At 64.2% G+C, this 16,173-nt stretch carries 16 protein-coding genes; 3 read left to right on the top strand and 13 right to left on the bottom strand.

The window, feature by feature from the left end; translation table 11 throughout:
- Positions 1–446: 446 nt before the first annotated feature.
- The 5 genes from AC3WK8_RS09480 to AC3WK8_RS09460 all read right to left on the bottom strand — a co-directional run bounded on the left by AC3WK8_RS09480 (position 447) and on the right by AC3WK8_RS09460 (position 5,620).
- A complete protein-coding gene (locus tag AC3WK8_RS09480; protein WP_103324646.1) occupies positions 447–1,262 on the bottom strand; it encodes an ABC transporter permease in 816 nt (271 codons plus the stop codon).
- Between the two features lie 7 nt (positions 1,263–1,269).
- Positions 1,270–2,106, bottom strand: a complete 837-nt coding sequence (locus tag AC3WK8_RS09475; RefSeq protein WP_022639217.1) for an ABC transporter permease — start codon at positions 2,104–2,106, stop codon at positions 1,270–1,272.
- A 10-nt stretch (positions 2,107–2,116) separates the two neighbouring features.
- On the bottom strand, positions 2,117–3,229 hold the full coding sequence (locus AC3WK8_RS09470) for an ABC transporter substrate-binding protein (RefSeq protein WP_085595744.1): 1,113 nt from the start codon (positions 3,227–3,229) through the stop codon (positions 2,117–2,119).
- Positions 3,230–3,439: 210 nt separating this feature from the next.
- A complete protein-coding gene (locus AC3WK8_RS09465) occupies positions 3,440–4,531 on the bottom strand; it encodes an ABC transporter ATP-binding protein (RefSeq protein WP_103324645.1) in 1,092 nt (363 codons plus the stop codon).
- Between the two features lie 171 nt (positions 4,532–4,702).
- Positions 4,703–5,620 (bottom strand): LysR substrate-binding domain-containing protein, encoded by a 918-nt coding sequence (locus AC3WK8_RS09460; protein ID WP_022639220.1) that lies wholly within the window; start codon positions 5,618–5,620, stop codon positions 4,703–4,705.
- Between the two features lie 302 nt (positions 5,621–5,922).
- Between AC3WK8_RS09460 and AC3WK8_RS09455 the strand changes: the two genes are divergently transcribed.
- Positions 5,923–7,506, top strand: coding sequence for a zinc-binding metallopeptidase family protein (locus AC3WK8_RS09455; protein WP_103324644.1), 1,584 nt, complete (start codon positions 5,923–5,925; stop codon positions 7,504–7,506).
- Positions 7,507–7,765: 259 nt separating this feature from the next.
- Here the strand turns inward: AC3WK8_RS09455 and AC3WK8_RS09450 are convergent, their stop codons facing one another.
- From AC3WK8_RS09450 to AC3WK8_RS09430, 5 genes are all read right to left on the bottom strand, one after another.
- The gene (locus AC3WK8_RS09450; protein ID WP_103324643.1) at positions 7,766–8,974 is read right to left on the bottom strand and encodes a methyltransferase; all 1,209 of its coding nucleotides are present in this window, start codon (positions 8,972–8,974) and stop codon (positions 7,766–7,768) included.
- Between the two features lie 47 nt (positions 8,975–9,021).
- Positions 9,022–9,711, bottom strand: a complete 690-nt coding sequence (locus tag AC3WK8_RS09445; protein WP_085595738.1) for an ABC transporter permease — start codon at positions 9,709–9,711, stop codon at positions 9,022–9,024.
- Positions 9,711–10,403 (bottom strand): ABC transporter permease, encoded by a 693-nt coding sequence (locus AC3WK8_RS09440; RefSeq protein ID WP_103324642.1) that lies wholly within the window; start codon positions 10,401–10,403, stop codon positions 9,711–9,713. The genes AC3WK8_RS09445 and AC3WK8_RS09440 overlap by 1 nt, the downstream gene beginning before the upstream one ends.
- Before the next feature lie 65 nt (positions 10,404–10,468).
- Positions 10,469–11,221, bottom strand: coding sequence for an ABC transporter substrate-binding protein (locus tag AC3WK8_RS09435; RefSeq protein WP_103324641.1), 753 nt, complete (start codon positions 11,219–11,221; stop codon positions 10,469–10,471).
- Positions 11,222–11,234: 13 nt separating this feature from the next.
- Complete coding sequence (locus tag AC3WK8_RS09430) at positions 11,235–12,008, bottom strand: ABC transporter ATP-binding protein (RefSeq protein ID WP_022639226.1); 774 nt, start codon at positions 12,006–12,008, stop codon at positions 11,235–11,237.
- A 1,015-nt stretch (positions 12,009–13,023) separates the two neighbouring features.
- Here AC3WK8_RS09430 and AC3WK8_RS09425 point away from each other — a divergent pair.
- Complete coding sequence (locus tag AC3WK8_RS09425; protein ID WP_022639227.1) at positions 13,024–13,344, top strand: hypothetical protein; 321 nt, start codon at positions 13,024–13,026, stop codon at positions 13,342–13,344.
- 74 nt (positions 13,345–13,418) lie between these two features.
- Here AC3WK8_RS09425 and AC3WK8_RS09420 read toward each other — a convergent pair whose 3' ends face one another.
- The 3 genes from AC3WK8_RS09420 to AC3WK8_RS09410 form a co-directional block, all read right to left on the bottom strand.
- Entirely contained in the window at positions 13,419–13,829 is a 411-nt protein-coding gene (locus AC3WK8_RS09420; protein ID WP_103324640.1) for a hypothetical protein, read from the bottom strand.
- A 134-nt stretch (positions 13,830–13,963) separates the two neighbouring features.
- Positions 13,964–14,938: an alpha/beta hydrolase family protein gene (locus tag AC3WK8_RS09415; RefSeq protein WP_103324639.1), complete on the bottom strand. Its 975-nt coding sequence runs from the start codon at positions 14,936–14,938 to the stop codon at positions 13,964–13,966.
- Positions 14,939–14,976: 38 nt separating this feature from the next.
- The gene (locus AC3WK8_RS09410) at positions 14,977–15,306 is read right to left on the bottom strand and encodes a hypothetical protein (RefSeq protein ID WP_085595730.1); all 330 of its coding nucleotides are present in this window, start codon (positions 15,304–15,306) and stop codon (positions 14,977–14,979) included.
- A 124-nt stretch (positions 15,307–15,430) separates the two neighbouring features.
- Here AC3WK8_RS09410 and AC3WK8_RS09405 point away from each other — a divergent pair, with 124 nt between their 5' ends.
- Entirely contained in the window at positions 15,431–16,021 is a 591-nt protein-coding gene (locus AC3WK8_RS09405) for a hypothetical protein (RefSeq protein WP_256592262.1), read from the top strand.
- Positions 16,022–16,173 lie beyond the last annotated feature (152 nt).

The following is a 16,173-nucleotide window of genomic DNA, read 5'->3' as shown; positions in this document are numbered from 1 at the left end:
CCCTGGTTGCCACGTCACGGTAGCGCGGCGATCCGGCCGGTAGCCATGCACCCTGAATGGGTATCTTGTCGTACCCGGTGCGGTCGTCGCCGCACCTGTTCAGGGCATAAAGGGCAGCTTGACACGCTGCCTCTGATTGCTCCGCACCAAAGCGACGTGCTCAGTTCCGAAAGCGACTCTCCATTGAGTCTAGAAGAGACGGCGCAAGCCCGTGGGACGAGCCGCGCACTATGGAACCAAACCCATGGGTCCAGAAGTGACTTCGGTCAGTTCCTGGCCGAATAATCCGGTTGATCGGAGGCGGTTGTAGCGAGGGAGCTTGCTTGCGCTCGGGCGCGCAGCGACCGTAGAACCTGGCTCCACGGCGCGTCGTTGGGAGCCGGGAATCAGGTATCGGGCCGGCGCTGCCAGCCAGCGCGCAAGCGCCCCCGCCACCAGAGGGTGGGTCAGGAACGCGCGCGGCGCTGGGCGTAGTACTGCAGCACCAGGCGGCCGACGAGCACCAGCAGGGTCAGGCTGATCAGCAGTACGGAAATGGCCGCCACGCTGGGGTCGACGTTGTCCCGCAAGCCGCTCCAGATCCGCCGGGGCAGGGTGTTGACGTCGACGCTGGTGATGAACAGGGTCACTGCCACCTCTTCCCAGGACAGGGCGAAGCTCAGCAGCGCGGTGGAGAAGATCCCCAGCTTCAGGTTCGGCAGGATCACCAGGAAGGTGGTCTGCATCAGGCTGGCCCCCAGGTTGCTCGAGGCCAGCTCGATGCGCCGGTCCACCTGGCTCAGCGCCACCAGCATGGTCACCACGCCGTAGGGCACCACCATCACCACGTGGGCGATCACCACCCCGGGCAGGCTGTCGTAGCCCCACCCCGGGGCGATGCTGCCCAGCTTGGTTTCCATGAAATACAGGACCAGGGCCGAGATCACCGGCGGGATCGCCATGGGCAGCAGCACCAGGCCGATCAGCAGGGTCGCCAGGCGCGAGCGCAGGTACCAGATGCCCAGGCTGAAGCTCACCGCCAGCAAGGTGGCGATCAGGCTGGTGGCCGTGGCGATGACCAGGCTCTGGCCGATGCTCGACAGCCAGTCGGGATTGCTCAGCAAGGCTTCGTAGTGGCGCAGCGACCAGTTGCCCTCGGGCATCGACAGGTAGCGCTTGGCGGTGAAGGACACCGGGATCACCGTCAGCAACGGGAACAGCATGAAGGCCATGGCGACCACGGCGATCAGCCGGGTGCTCAGGGCAGTGCGATGTGTATTCATAGTGACCTCAACCCACCAGTCGATTGACACGGGTGATGCGCATCAGCAGCCAGATCAGCGCGCTGACCAGGGCCAGCAGCACCAGGCTCAGGGCCGCGCCCAGCCCCCAGTTGCTGGTCTGGAACATCTGCAGGAATACGTACTCGGCGATCATCACGGTTTGCCCGCCACCCAGCAGCACCGGGGTGATGAAGAAGCCCAGGCAGAACACGAAGACCATGATGAAGGCCCCCAGCAGCCCCGGCAGGGTCTGTGGCAACAGCACTTGCCAGAACGTGCGCAAGGCCCCGGCGCCCAGCCCGCGGGAAGCCAGCAGCACGCGCTGGTCCAGCTGGCGCATGCTCGACAGCAGCGGGAACAAGGCATAGGGGATCATGAAGTGGAGCATGCCGATCACCACCCCCAGTTCGTTGCGGGTCAGTTGCAGTGGATGCTCGATCCAGCCCAGGGACAGCAGGCTGTCGTTGATCACGCCATTGCTGCGCAGGGCGATCAGCCAGCCGAAGGCCCGCACCAGCACCGAGATCCAGAACGGGATGAACACGCAGATCTCCACCATGCGCTGCCAGAACGGCGGGCTGAAGACCCAGCAGTAGGCCAGCAGATAGCCGATGACCAGGGCCAGCAGGCTGACGGTCAGGCACAGGCGCAGGGTGCGCAGCAGCATGTCGTGGATCGCCGGGTCGCTGGCGATGCGCTGGTACTGCTCGATGCCGGGTTCGGGCAGGGTGAAGCTCCAGCTCACCACGCCGATGAAGGGCAGCAGGTAGAACAGCACCAGCAACAGCGGCAGCGGTACCAGCAGCAGGCTGCGTTCCAGGCGCGCGGTTTGGGTCGCACTCATGGTCGGCGCCTCACTTGGACAGGTGGGTCAGGTACTGCTCCAGGGTGCTGGAGTAGTGATCGGCGTACCACTGGGTATCCAGCAGGATCTGCTTCTTCATGTTGGCTTCGGACGCACAGCTGAGCTCCAGCTGCTCGGGGCTCATCAGCTTCTGGGTGGCAGGGTTGGATGGGCCGTTGCCGAGGATCTCGAACAGCTTGAGCTGGCCTTCCGGCTGCAGGGCATGCTGGATGAACTGCATGGCCGGGGCGGTACCCGCCGGGTTGTTGCTGAGCACGGCCCAGCTGCTGTTGGTGAGGAAGGCGTTGTCGTAGCCCCATTTGATCCGGCCCCCGCTGTCCTCGCGTAGCAAGGTGGCGCGGGTGTGCCAGAGCACGCCCATGGAGGCTTCGCCTTCGATCATCAGTTGCTGGCTTTCCGCGCCCGAGCCCCAGAACGACAGGACGTGGGGCTTGAGTTCGTCGATCTTGCGCAGGGCCCGTGGCACGTCCAGTGGATACAACTTGTCGACGCTTACGCCGTCGGCCAGCAGGGCGGCCTCGAGCATGCCGTTCATCCACTTGTAGAGGGTGCGCTTGCCGGGGAATTTCTCCACGTTCCAGAAATCCGCCCAGTCCCTGGGGCCGTTGTCGCCGTATTTCTCGCTGTCCCAGGCCAGCACGTAGCTGAGCATGTAGCCGGCGATCCCGTAGTCATGGCTCATCCCCGGGGCTACCTGGTCGCGCTGCACCACGCTGTAGTCCAGGGGTTGCAGGATCTTCTCGCGGCCCAGGTTCAGGGCGCTGTAGCCTTCCATGTCCACCACGTCCCAGCTGGGCTGACCGCTGGCCAGTTGCGAGCGTACCGCGCCTTCGGTGGGGCCGGCGCCGTCGATGCGCACCGGGATGCCGGTGTTCTTGGTGAAGCTGTCGGACCAGGCCGCGCGAAAGGCGTTCAATGCATCGCCGCCCCAGTTGACCAGCACCAGGGGTTTGCCCGCCGACCAACTGATCCCGCTGCGCAGGGCCAGGGGCACGGCGGCCAGCAGGCCCATGGCCTGGACGAAGGTGCGGCGGCTGATCTGCCCGCCACGGGCTTTTTCGATGAGGATTTCGATGCAGTCGCGCTGGTGGTGCTGGCTCATGGGGGCAAGTCCTCGCCAGGCCGGTGCCCGAGGCGCCAGCCGTTGATTGTTGTTGTTCTGTACGAAAACCGGGGTGGTGGTCCTCTGTAGGAGCAGCCGGTCGACGCTCGAGTGCTCGCGATGGTCGTGAACGTTACGGGGTCAACCCAGCGCTCTGCAGTCCATCGCGGGCAAGCCTCGCTCCTGCAATTGCCTGACTGATCGCGGGGCTCAGGCTTCCAGCAGGAAGCTGTGGCGTACCGGCCAGCTCAGCCACACCGGGGTGCCGCTGGGCAATCGGGCGCCGGGGTGATCGCCGGGTACCGAGAGGTTCACCGGTGCCAGCTCCGGGGCGATGTTCAGTGCCAGATGCGTGCTGGAGCCCTGGTACACCCGTTCGCCCAGGTGCGCCGGCAGCACGTTGTGCTCACCTGCTTGCGGTCGTTCGGTATGCAGCGTCATGTGCTCGGGGCGTACCGCCAGCAACTGTGGCTGGCTGCTCAGCTCACCGGGGAGCGCGGCATGCAGGGCGACGTCGCCGCAGCGGCCGCTGGCGTGGCCGCCATTGCGGGCAATGTCGCGCAGCGGGAACAGGTTCATCTTGCCCAGGAACTCGGCGACGAAGCGGTTGCTGGGGCGGTCGTAGATGTCCTGGGGCGAGTCGATCTGCGCCAGGCGCCCCTGGTTGAAGATGGCGATGCGGGTCGACAGGGCCAGCGCTTCGCCCTGGTCGTGGGTGACGAACACGAAGCTGGTGCCCACCTGGCGATGGATGCGTTGCAGCTCGGCTTGCAGTTGTTCGCGCAGGTTCTTGTCCAGGGCCGAGAGCGGCTCGTCGAGCAGCAGCATGTCCGGCTCGAACACCAGGGCCCGGGCGATGGCCACCCGTTGCTGCTGGCCACCGGAAAGCTCGGACGGTTTCTTGTGCAGGTGGGCGCCCAGGCCCACCACTTCGAGTATGTGCTTGACCCGGCGCTGGCGCTTCTCGGCCTTGACCCCGCGGATGCGCAATGGGTAGGCGACGTTGTCGGCGACGCTCATGTGCGGGAACAGCGCGTAACCCTGGAACACCATGCCGTAGTTGCGTTTTTCCGCCGGGCGCCGGCTGATGTCGACACCACGCTCCATGAGCTTGCCGGCGCTGGGGGATAGGAAGCCTGCGAGGATCATCAGCAGGGTGGTCTTGCCTGAGCCGGAGGGGCCCAGGAGGGTGAGGAATTCGCCTTGGCGAACGTCGAGGTCAATGCCGTCCAGGGCTGTGAAGTTGCCGTAATACTGGCTGATTCCCTGGGCGCTGAGTTGGGTCGAAGGACTGCTGGACACTACAGAGTTCTCCTGCGGAAACCGACCTGCGCTGTGGAGTTTTTATTGTTGGAACAGCAGGCGGTTGGCTCATTATTGGCAAAAGCAACGGCACATCAATGGAATAATTTTTGCCTCATTGGTGAGTGAAATTATCCATTGGCCAGGGGCCGTTGCCGCCTTCGCCCAGGTTCAAGGCTTGATCAGCAAGCTGTCGGTAATGCCTTGGGTGGTGTTTTGCAGCTGGTATTTCAGCCACGTCGAAAAGGCCCGCACCGCCGGCCGCTCGGCCTTGGCCGGATCGATCGCCAGGAAGTAGCCGCGCCGGGCGCTGATGGCGATATTGAACGGCCGCACCAGCAGTCCCCGGGCCAGGGCGTTGCCGCTGAGCAGGCTGTCGCCGATGGCCACGCCCTGGGCGGCGATGCACGCCGACTGCGCGCAGTGGGCGTCGGAGAAGGTGATGCCACTGTCCGCATCGACCTGGTCGACCCCGGCAGCGGCCAGCCAGGCGCGCCAGTCGCTGGTGTCGTTCATGTGGATCAGGGGCAGGCCGGCCAGGTCCTGTGGCGTTTTCAAGCCGCCGATGGCGTTGACCAGGCGCGGGCTGCATACCGGCGAGAAATGCAGGGTGAAGATCGGCTCCACCAGCAGCCCGGGCCAGTCGCCGATGCCGTAGGTGATGAACAGGTCGGCCTCGGGATCGCTGGTATCGTCCCAGGAGCGCGGGTTGACCACATGCAGCCGTACCTCGGGGTATTGGCGCTGGAAGCTGTTGATGTGGTTGCACAGCCAGAAGCTGGTGAACCCCGGATTGCAACTGATACGCAACTTGCCGGATACCGCCGGCCCATCGAACAGCCGGCCGGCGTCCTGGATATCGGCGAGGATGCGCCGTACCTCGCGGGCATAGCACTGGCCCTGGTGAGTCAGGCCGATGCCGCGCCCGACCCGTTCGGTCAGGGCGAACCCCAGGCTCTGTTCCAGGCTGATGATCTGGTGGCTGATGGCGCTGCGGGTCAGGCTCAACTGCTGGGCGGCGGCGGTCACGCTGCCCAGCCGGGCGACCGCGTCGAGGGCGCGCAAGGCGCTGATCGTGGGAAAACGCATACAACCTCCGGGGCGGGGGGACGGGTCTTCGAATGCGTCCGGCCTGGTGTGTCCAGGCGCTTGCGGCGCATCAGGTCGCGCCGAAGTATGGGTCGCGCCAGCGTGGCATTGGTTAGTTTTTTTGCCCATTGCTGGCGAAATAATTTGATTGATGTAGCCAGCGCTTCACCAATACTGGCCCTCGATCCGGGCTGAGCCAACCGGACCATTCCCATAACAACAACAGGTCCGGCCGGCCTGGGTGGATGCCGATGTGCCCAGTTCGTGACTGGCCGGGACCTGGATAACCAGGAGTGCCGAGGATGTCGCGCTACAAAGAATTCGCGCTGGATTGGGTCGAACGCCACCGCCAGCAATTGTCGGACTGGCACCAGCTGATCTGGCACTACGCCGAGCCGGCGTTTCGCGAGTACAAGTCCAGTGCCTGGTACGTGGCGTTGCTGGAGGCCGAGGGCTTCACTGTCGAACGCGCCAGCGGTGGCATGCCCACGGCCTTCTGCGCCACCTTCACCCAAGGTCAGGGGCCGTTGCTGGCCACCTATGGCGAGTACGATGCGGTACCGGGCAACTGCCAGGCCGCCACCACCTGCAAGCAGCCCCGCGATGGCCTGTCGCGCTTCGCCCCGGGGCATACCGATCCGCACTCGGCCCTGGGCATCAGTGCCTTGGGCGGGGCCCTGGCGGCCAAGGCGACCATGCAGGAATTCGGCTTGCAGGGCAGCATTCGCTTCTTCGGCGAGCCGGCGGAAAAACTCCGCGCCTCCAAGCCGGTACACGCGGCCAAGGGTTATTACGACGACCTGGATGCGGCCATCAGCTTCCACCCCACCTACATGTTGCCACTGAACAACACCACCACCTGGGACACCCACTGCGGCATCGCCTACGCCTACATCTACAGCTTCACCTGCGAAGACCCGGAGCAGTGGATCGCCGCCGATCGCTACAGCCCGATCCCGCAGAACCACCTGGCGGCCCGGGCCCCGGGGGCCAACGATGCCCTGGTGCATTTCTATACCCTGAACGAAAGCCTGCGCCGCTCGACCCTGCCGTTCACCGGGTTGTGGAGCTACAACGAGGCGATCCTCACCGCAGGCCAAGCCACGGCCGACAACCTGCCGCCGCACTTGTCGCAGATCCAGTACCTGCTGCGCTGCGATTCCATCGAGCAGGCCGAGACCATTTCCCAGGTCATGGACAACAACGCCGCCGCGGCGGCCATGGCCACCGGCTGCCGCTGGAAGAAGACCTGGGTGTGCAAGTCCCGCGGTGGCCTGCCCAACCATGTCATGGCCCAGGCCACCTACGCCAACCTGGCGGCGGTGGGCGCCCCGCAGTGGGACGAAGAAGCCCGGGAGATCGCCCGCCAGATCCAGCGCAATCTGGGCCTTGAGGCCATGGAACGGCCCTTCCTGCCGGCCACCGAGGCGCTGATCGAACCCCAGGAATGCGAGCGCCAGCTGCGCCTGCAAATGCCGGCCTGGCAGAAACACCTGACCTCCGACGACTACCCGGAATACACCTGGCACTGCCCGACCGTGCGCTTGCTGGTGGCCCGGCCGATGCTCAGCGCGCCGCCGGGAGTGGTCTATCCGGACTGGGTCTGCAACGCCCTGGGCGGGATTCGCCAGACCATCGACCCGATGATCGAGGTGGCGGCCAAGACTATCGCCGCGACCCTGGTGGACTTGCTCACCGACGAGGCATTGCTGGCGGCGGCCAAGGCCGAGTTCGTCGAGCGCACGGGTGGCGGGATCGGTGGCAGTCACTGGCAGGCACCGCTGCTGCCCAAGGACTTCCAGGTGCCCCACGACTTCCGCTGGCCGGAATACATCAGCACGGCGCGGGGCGAGGAATGGTGGATTCCGGCGCGGGCCGACGAGTAGCCGCCGCAGCCTGGGCGAGGGGGCGTTATGCCGCTTCGCTCAGGCGCTTATGCACAATGGATGGGTTTTTCGGCCAGGCAGATGACGAATCTGTGGAGCCATTCTCATCTTTTTGCAACTGGCTGTTTTTTCGATGGTTTATTTTTATGAATAAAAAATGACCAGTTCTGTGTCGGGAGTCCACGCCCTGTTTTTAGGGGACTTGCCAGGATTTGATCAACAGACTTATCCACAGGTCGCGACGGGCTGTCGCAGGGCTTCAGCGCTGGGCCAGGAGCAGCAGATTGCGCGGGGTCAGGTGCGCAGGGCAGAAGGTCCCCAGGCTTACCTGATAGCCCTGCTGTTGCAGAAACAATGCCCGGTCCAGCACCAGCCACAGTTCCAATGGCCGGCGGAACAGGCCGCGCAGCAGTTCCAGGTTGCGCACCTGGGCCAGGCGTTGCCAGCCGGCGGCTTCCAGTGCCGGCCAGTCTTGCGCGCCGATTGTGGGTAACTTCTTGAGGGCCGCCAGGTCGCGGCAGTATTCGGCGAACGGCTTGTCCAGCCAGTGACTGGGCAGCGAGGGGGTGGGCAGGTAGTCATCGACGCCTCGCAACTGGCGTTGCAGCAGGTCGAAGCCCAGGCGCCAGGCCATGGACTGGTCGCGCTGGCGCCGGACCCGGGCCCCGGCGGTCACGGTCTCGCTCATGGGCAGGCCCAGGTCGTCCAGCGACAGCCGCAGGACGGACGCCTGGCCGGCTGTGGATAAACCCTGGTACTGGCTGGCGCTGGTGCGGTTGTAGCAGCACGGGGCGATGGCCAGCTGGCGGCAGCCGGCCTGGCTGGCGAGCTGCATCAGGCGCACGTGCAAGTCGCCGCAGGCATGCAGCGCCACCGGGCTGTGTCCGGCAGCCAGCTGCGCGGCGACCGTATCGGCCAGTACATCCTGCTGCACATGGCTGGCGGCCAGGCCATGGTGGCGGCTCAGTTGTTCGCCGCTGGCCACCAGCGCCGGGTCGTATTCGAGGCAGGTCAGGCATTGCCCCGGTTGCAGCAGGCGCCGTCCCAGGTGGCCCTTGCCGGAACACCAGTCGAGCCAGTGGGCGGGAGCCTGGTCGAATTGCAGGCGGGCGGCGAAGGCTTCGATCTGCTGCCATTTGCGTCCAGGCACATCGACATTCAGCCGCGCTCGCATGGCCGGCAGATCGCTGGCGGGCAGCTCCGTCAGCTCGGCCAGGGCCCGCGACTGGGCCGCCAACTGGGCGAAGGGGGCGGGCGCGTCCAGCTGTTCCGGGTGATTGTGGGCGGTTTCGGCGTCTGCCAGGGAACGCTGGCGCAGCCACTGGGCGAGTTCGCGGTAGCGGGCTTCCCAGGGCAGTTGCAGATACTGGAACGGGCGTGGGCGCCAGAGCCCCTGGTGCTCCAGGAGGAAGGCATCCAAGGCCTGGAAGCGGGTAAGTAGTGCAGGGCCTTGGAGGATGGCGGGCATGGTGACGAATCCGGGGCAGGCCCGCTCCCTGGCGGGAGCGGGAGGGCTCAACGGCCCTGGCAGGCGTCGACCCGTAGCCAGCGTTCCAGTTGGCGGAAGGCCTGGACCAGGATGAACGACATCAACAGGTAGAACACCCCAGCGGTAAAGAACATATCCACCGTCAGGTAGTTGCGGGCAATGATGGTCCGCGCCATACCGGTCAGTTCCAGCAGGGTCACGGTGCTGGCCAGGGAGCTGGCCTTGAGCATCAGGATCACTTCGTTGCTGTAGGCCGGCAGGCCGATGCGCGCAGCACGCGGCAGGATGATGTAGAACAGCGCCTTGGGCTTGGACATGCCCAGGGCCCGCGCCGCTTCGATTTCACCGGGCGGAATGGCCTGGATCGCGCCCCGCAGGATCTCGGCGATATAGGCCGCGGTGTGCAGGGTCATGGTGGCGGTGGCGCACCAGAACGGATCGCGCAGGTAGGGCCACATGAAGCTTTCGCGCACCGCATCGAACTGCGCCAGGCCGTAATACACCAGGAACAGCTGCACCAGCAGCGGCGTGCCACGAAAGAAGAAGATGTAGGCGTAGGGCAGGGCGCGCACGTACCAGAGCCTGGACGAGCGGGCAATGCCCAGCGGGATGGCCAGCAGCAGACCGAGAATCACCGCGAAGCCCACCAGCTCCAGGGTCAGCGTTGCACCCTGGATGAACTTCGGCAGCCATTTGTAGATGACTTCCCATTCCATTACGTCGTCCTCACAAAGCCGCGGGCGGCGCGTTTTTCCAGGAAGTGCATGCCGATCATGGCCAGCACGGTCAGGCCCAGGTACATGACGGCCGCGACCATATAGAAGGTGAACGGGTGCTTGGCGAAGGTTACGGCGTTCTGCGCGTTGCGCATGATTTCTTCAAGGCCGATCACCGACACCAGCGCGGTGTCCTTCATCAGGATCATGAACAGGTTGCCCAGGCCCGGCAGGGCGATGCGCCACATCTGCGGCAGGATCAGGCGGTTGAAAATCCGCCACTTGGAGAGGCCTAGCGCGGTACCGGCCTCGCGGTGACCCTTGGGGATGGCCAGGATCGCGCCGCGGAACACTTCCGTGGCATAGGCGCCGAAACACAGCCCGAGGGCTGTCACCCCGGCTACGAACGGGCTGAGAGCCAGGTCTGGGTTACCGAAATGCTCCCCCAGCGCGTTCATCGTCTTCACCGTGCCCAGGTAGATCAGCAGCACCCAGAGCAATTCCGGAACGCCGCGCACGATGGTCGAATAGGTTTCGCCAAGCCAACGCAGGGGCTTGAACGGGGAGGTCTTGGCCAAGGCGCCGAGCAGTCCGAGCACCAGCCCCAGGCATAACGCCGAGAGGGCCAGCTTGACGGTCATCAGCGCGCCGGCGGCGAGCGCCGGGCCGAATCCGAAGAGATCGATATTCATGGGGTCTGGATGGCTTTGCTAAGGACCGGCGCCCCGAGGGTGAGCGCCGGTCAGGCAAGTCAGTATCAATAGATGCTGAACGGGAAGTACTTGTCGTTGATCTTCTTGTAAGTGCCGTCGGCCACGATTTCCTTCAAGGCGGTGTTCAGCTTCTCGCGCAGGGGATCTTTCTTGCGCACGGCAATCCCGATCTTGTCGCTTTCCACCATAGGCTCGCCCTTGAACTCATAAAGCTTGCCCGCATCGCTCTTGAGCCACTCGTAGTTGACGTACTTGTCGGCCAGGATCGCGTCCAGTCGGCCGGAAGTCAGGTCCAGGTAAGCGTTCTCCTGGGTGTCGTAGAGCTTGATGGTGATGTCGTCACCCAGGTTGTCTTCCAACCAGGTGCCGGCCAGGGTCGCGCGTTGTGCCCCGATGATCTTGCCCTTGAGCGAGGCTTTGTCGGTCTTGAAGTCGGTCTTGGCCTTGGGGGCAATGAACTGCAGCTTGTTGGAGTAGTACGGATCGGTGAAGTCCACCGCCTGCTTGCGCTCGTCGGTGATCGACAGCGAGGAGATCAGGAAGTCGAACTTCTTGGCGTTCAGGGCCGGGATGATGCCGTCCCAGTCGGAGGTGACCACGGTGCATTCGACTTTCATCTTGGCGCACAGGGCGTCGCCGATGTCCTTGTCGAAACCGACGACCTGGCCACTGGCGTCCTTGTTGTTGAAGGGAGGGTAGGCTGCCTCTATGCCCATCTTCAGGGTCTCGGCGGCGGCGCTGGCGCTGAAGGCCAGGGTGACGGCAGCGGCCAGGAGGACTTTCTTATAGCTCTGCATGCGTTTAGCTCCGTTAGCGGTTGCTGGACATGAATTGTTTGCAGCGTGCCGAAAGCGGGTTCTCGAAGACCTGCTCGGGCGAACCTTGCTCTTCTACCAGACCCTGGTGCAGGAACACCACTTCGCTGGAGACCTGGCGGGCAAAACTCATTTCATGGGTGACCAGCAACATGGTGCGGCCTTCTTCGGCCAGGGCGCGGATCACGTTGAGGACTTCCTGGACCATTTCCGGGTCCAGGGCCGAGGTCGGCTCGTCGAACAGGATGACCTTGGGTTGCATCGCCAGGGTCCGGGCGATGGCGGCGCGTTGTTGCTGGCCGCCGGAGAGCTGGGCCGGGTAGGCGTGGCGCTTGTCGGCGATGCCGACCTTGGCCAGCAGGGCCTCGGCCACCTCGATGGCCTCGGCCTTGCTCTGGCCCAGCACGCGACGCGGTGCCTCGATGATGTTGTCGAGCACGCTCATGTGCGGCCAGAGATTGAAGTTCTGGAATACGAAACCGATTTCGCTGCGCAGGCGGTTGATCTGCTTGCTGTCGGCGGCAATCAGCTCGCCGTTCTTCGCGGCCTTGAGCTTGAGCTCTTCGCCGGCTACCAGGATCTGGCCCTGGTGCGGGTTTTCCAGCAGGTTGATGCAGCGTAGGAAAGTGGACTTGCCTGAACCGGAGGAACCCAGGATCGATATCACGTCACCGTCGCGAGCGGTCAGCGAGATACCCTTGAGTACCTCCTGGGAGCCGTAGCGTTTGTGCAAGTTGCGGATTTCAAGCGCGGGCGTGGCCTCAGCCATGTGCGGTCCTCATAGAGTTCAATGTGCTCCTGCTGTTGGGCTGCCTTCCTGGCGAGGCGCCAAGCTAGCATAGGGTTCGAATCGCAGCCAACAGCGCTGCCGGAGGTAAACGAGCGACGTGTGGCAGGTTGTCGCATCGGCACAGCTGACTGTCGCCCCATCAACAACCGAACGCCCGTTTGAACCCTGGATCCGGCGGGTGTCGCGTAAAAAAAGGCGCGATGGTGCCAGCTTTGGCCGGGTGTTGGAAGGGTTAACGGGCCAAAGGTCATGGATCTGTCGGTTAATTGGGTATCCCACGCTTTTTGACCGTGTTTTTGCCGGACGAGGTCGTCTGATGGCGGCGATGCCGAGCAATGACCTGGAAAAAAGCCATCGAGTTCAATGAGTTGCCGATCTTTATCGGAAAGGTTCGGCAATCCCGGGCCGCGGCTCTGTACTTGCCTTCATGGCCTGGGTGATCAAGGCGTGCTGCGAGACTGCCCTTTTGCGAGAACGAACCCGGGCCGGGTGGAGTTAGTCTTTTTTGTTCCGGCAGGCCATGGGTGTCCAGCTTCTGATCCGGCGTGGGGCTGCCGGCGCCGATGTGGCGGTATCCGGGGACGTGTCGGTCGCACTTGCGTGTGGGGGTGGGGCGGATCAATTGATCGCCTGGAATTCAAAAAGACCGTTGCCGACATAGACAGAGGGCGTTTTTATTGGATTTGTGACTTGTTACATGAGGTTTCGTGGACAGCATGCAGGCGAAATAGTAGCCTGCGCGCTCTTCGATAAGAGCTCTTGCGTGCCAGCGTGAGAGGAGCTATGGAATAGCGCTTTTGTACAAGGGATTGAACGCTTGTCGGAACCTGCAGGTCCGCCGCTTTCCCTTGAAACGCCTCGCCTTTCCAGCTCTTGACCGGTTTGCACTCGCCCTTGGCGTGGTCGATGGTCCCTGCCCGAAGAACCTAGCACTGGTTCCAATGGTGATCGCCCGGTCATTGGTTCCTCATAACGGGGCGGCAAGGAGACGCACATGGCGTTCACCAAAATCATCTTCAAAAACCCGAACACCGGAGCCATCAAGGAAGCGCCAGTCGGTTTCTCCTGGACCGTGTTCTTCTTCGGTTTCATCCCGGCCCTGTTCCGCGCCGACTGGAAATGGGCAGCCATCATGTTCCTGCTGTCCATGTTCACTTTCGGCCTGAGCAACCTGGTGTTCATGTTCATCTACAACAAGCTGTTCGTCCGTGACCTGATCGGCGCCGGCTTCAAGGCCCAATCCATCGCCAGCGGTGACCTGAGCTTCGCCAGCTCGCGCATCGGCATGGAAATCCCGCGGCTGGAAGCGGCCTGAGTATCGGGCGGTTCTAGTAGCTGAAATGCAAAAGGGCGCATCCACAGGATGCGCCCTTTTTTCTTGCCGCTCGTTCAGCCTTCGGTACTGAACAGGGCCTGGGAGGCGGCGAGGTAATCGGCCTGGAAGGCCTCGGATTCGATCCAGGCCAGCGCCGTGGCTTCGTCGGCCTCGGTGGACCAGCTACGGTATTCGATCAGTGCCGCGAGGATGAAGTCGGTGGCGCCTTGTTCGCCCTCCTGCTCATACACCAGTTCCAGCAACGGGTCCGCCAGGAACGCCGCGCACATGGCCTGCTGGCTGGTTTTCTCGGCGTCGCGCATTTTCACGAACAGCTCGGTCAGGTCTACCGATTCGAAGTCGATGCGGCTGTCGTTGGGGTCCAGGTCCAGTTCCGAGGTCGGTGCAGTGCGCTTGACGCGGTTTTGCTTGGCCTTGGTTTTCGCCCGCTGGGCCCTTTTGTGTTGCTTGTTCGCAGATGCCATGGGCGTGTTACCTGGTTGCCTGAAGATGTATCGCATGGGCCGCCGTGCAGTGGCGGCCGGTGAGGCGGGCAAGGATGCCAGTAAATCGGCGGTGGGGCACCTGCCTTCGGCCGGGAGGTGGTGTCGGTCGGGGCTCAGTTCCTGGGGATCAGGCGCCCCGGGCTGCGGCTATCCAGTTCGCCGTGGCGCAGCCAGCCGAGGATGATCGGCCACAACCGGGCCTCGAAACGGCTGTGGAAGAACGCGAAGTGGCCGACGGCGGTCTCGCCGATGTCCTGCGGACGGATACGCAAATGGGTGCGCGGGCTGTTGTGGAAATAGTCCAGCAGGCGTTCGATGGCGGCCACGGTGCCGAACGGATCGTCGCTGAGGCTGATGGCCAGGATCGGTGCCGTGACATGGGCGAAAGGCTGGCCATTGCGCTCGGTGGCGATCTTGCGGCCACTGGGGCGCCCTTCGTAGCGCGGGTGCGGGGTGCTCCAGTCGCGGACTACCCCGGCCGGGGTGTCTTCCATCCACCCCAGGCGCTTGCCGGGGAAATAACCATAGAGGCGGGTCAGCAGGGGCATCGCCAGGTGCCATTTGCCCAGCATCCGCCAGCGTTCTGCCGGGGCGTAGTCACGCCAGTAGGCGAATTGCGCGCCCATGGTCGCCATGCGTCGGATCACCCCCGCCGAGTTGCCCAGGCCTGCCGCGCAACCGCCGAAGCTGTGGCCGACGACGTCGATCGGCTGGCCGGGAAATTCGCGCTGGGCACGTTGCAGCATCGCTTCGAAATCCAGGGCGCCCCAGTCCGACCAGGAGGCCTTGAAGCCCTTGAGGGATGTCGGCCGCGATTCGCCGATGCCACGGTAGTCGTAGGTCATGACATCCAAGCCGTGGGCAAACAGGTAGTCGGCGAAGCGAAAGTAGTAGCGGCAGCGCACCGAGGTGGCGGCGCTGATGATCACCACCGGGCGTTGTGGATCCGGCTGGGCATGGCGCCAGGCAAAGCCGCCGAGCATGACGCCGTCGGCCGCGGGCTCCTTGAAGCTTTCGCTGGGGCCACTGGCCGGTTCGACGGTGGCGTGGCGGGTGGCTGGCTGTTCGGGAGGGGATAACAGGGACATGGGAACGTGTTCCTGAATGGCTGAAGTGGGGTCCTGGCTCAGCGGCGGGGTCTATCGGCGACCATCAATGACCGTCCGATCCACAGGGCGGCAGCGGCCAGTGCGCCCAGGAGCAGGGTAGTGAGGCCCTGCCACAGCAGCTCGCCATAGAACTGGGTGGGCTGCAGCGCCAGGCTGTAGACGTGCCTGGGGCCGGCGCGGTTGCCGGTGACGATCTGCCCGTCGACCAGCGCGCCGGCCAGGGTCCAGGCCAGCAGCCCGCTGAGCAACAGCAGCACGGTCCCGACTACCAGCAGCAGCCAGGCGCCGCTACGGTTGTCGACGGGCTTGGGGTGGGGCAGGGGGATGCGGGTTCGTTTCTGGTTCACTGCGGGCCGTTCCTTTGCGAGGCGATGGTCACTTTACTCTGCGAGAGACCCTTGGTGATAACGCCGTGGCCTGTCATTGGCGGCGCAAAGGTATGCTGGCGCTCTTTTTTTGCAAGGATCGGGAATGACGATGATGCGGTGGTGCTCATGGAAGGGGCTGGTGCTGGCGGTGCTCATGGCCGCTGGCGCACAGGTGCGGGCGAACGAGCCGTCTTCGGTCTATCTGCGCTGCAACATGACGCCGGAAGACTATGCCAAGGCCATGGCGGCGACGCCGCGCCCGGCACTGGCCTATGGCGACTGGCAGCAATGGTTCAACAGCAAGCAGATGTACGGCCCGGGCCTGGTGGACGCCGAGTCGTTGCGCGACTCCGGGGCGCGCAGCCTGCAGGAAACGGTGGAGATCTGGATGGGCCCCGGTGCGTATTCACGTTATGACCCCAAGGCTGGTCGCTGGCAGTTCGCCTTGCTGGAGTTCACCGACAACTACGGCGAGATGATCCAGTTGCTGGCGCCCTTGCGCGGCGTCGCCGCCTTCTGCCAGTCCGAATCCGACAGCTTCCTGTTCATCTACTCCTACATCTGGGGCGATGGCGACAATGCCTACCTGGCCCTGGACCAGGGGCGTAGCCGGTTCGCCACCGGGCCGACCCCGGCGCAGCGGGCCGAGGCCGACGCCGCGCTCGAGGGGCTGATGGAGGCAGGCGCGGACTGAGGTGCCTTAGGCGTCTTCGCTCAAGCCCTGGTGCCGAATCGGTCTAAAACCGCCGGTATCGAGGCGTACACTGAAGTTTGGGAGCTTGAGGCGGGCCAGTTGTGCAGGGCTGCCGTGGCTTGGCCATTCGCGATGCAATAGGGGAGGCCCGG

It is taken from the genome of Pseudomonas sp. FW507-12TSA, from assembly GCF_058781435.1.
Note: the sequence above shows the minus strand (reverse complement) of the source record. Positions and strands in the feature narration are given on the sequence as shown.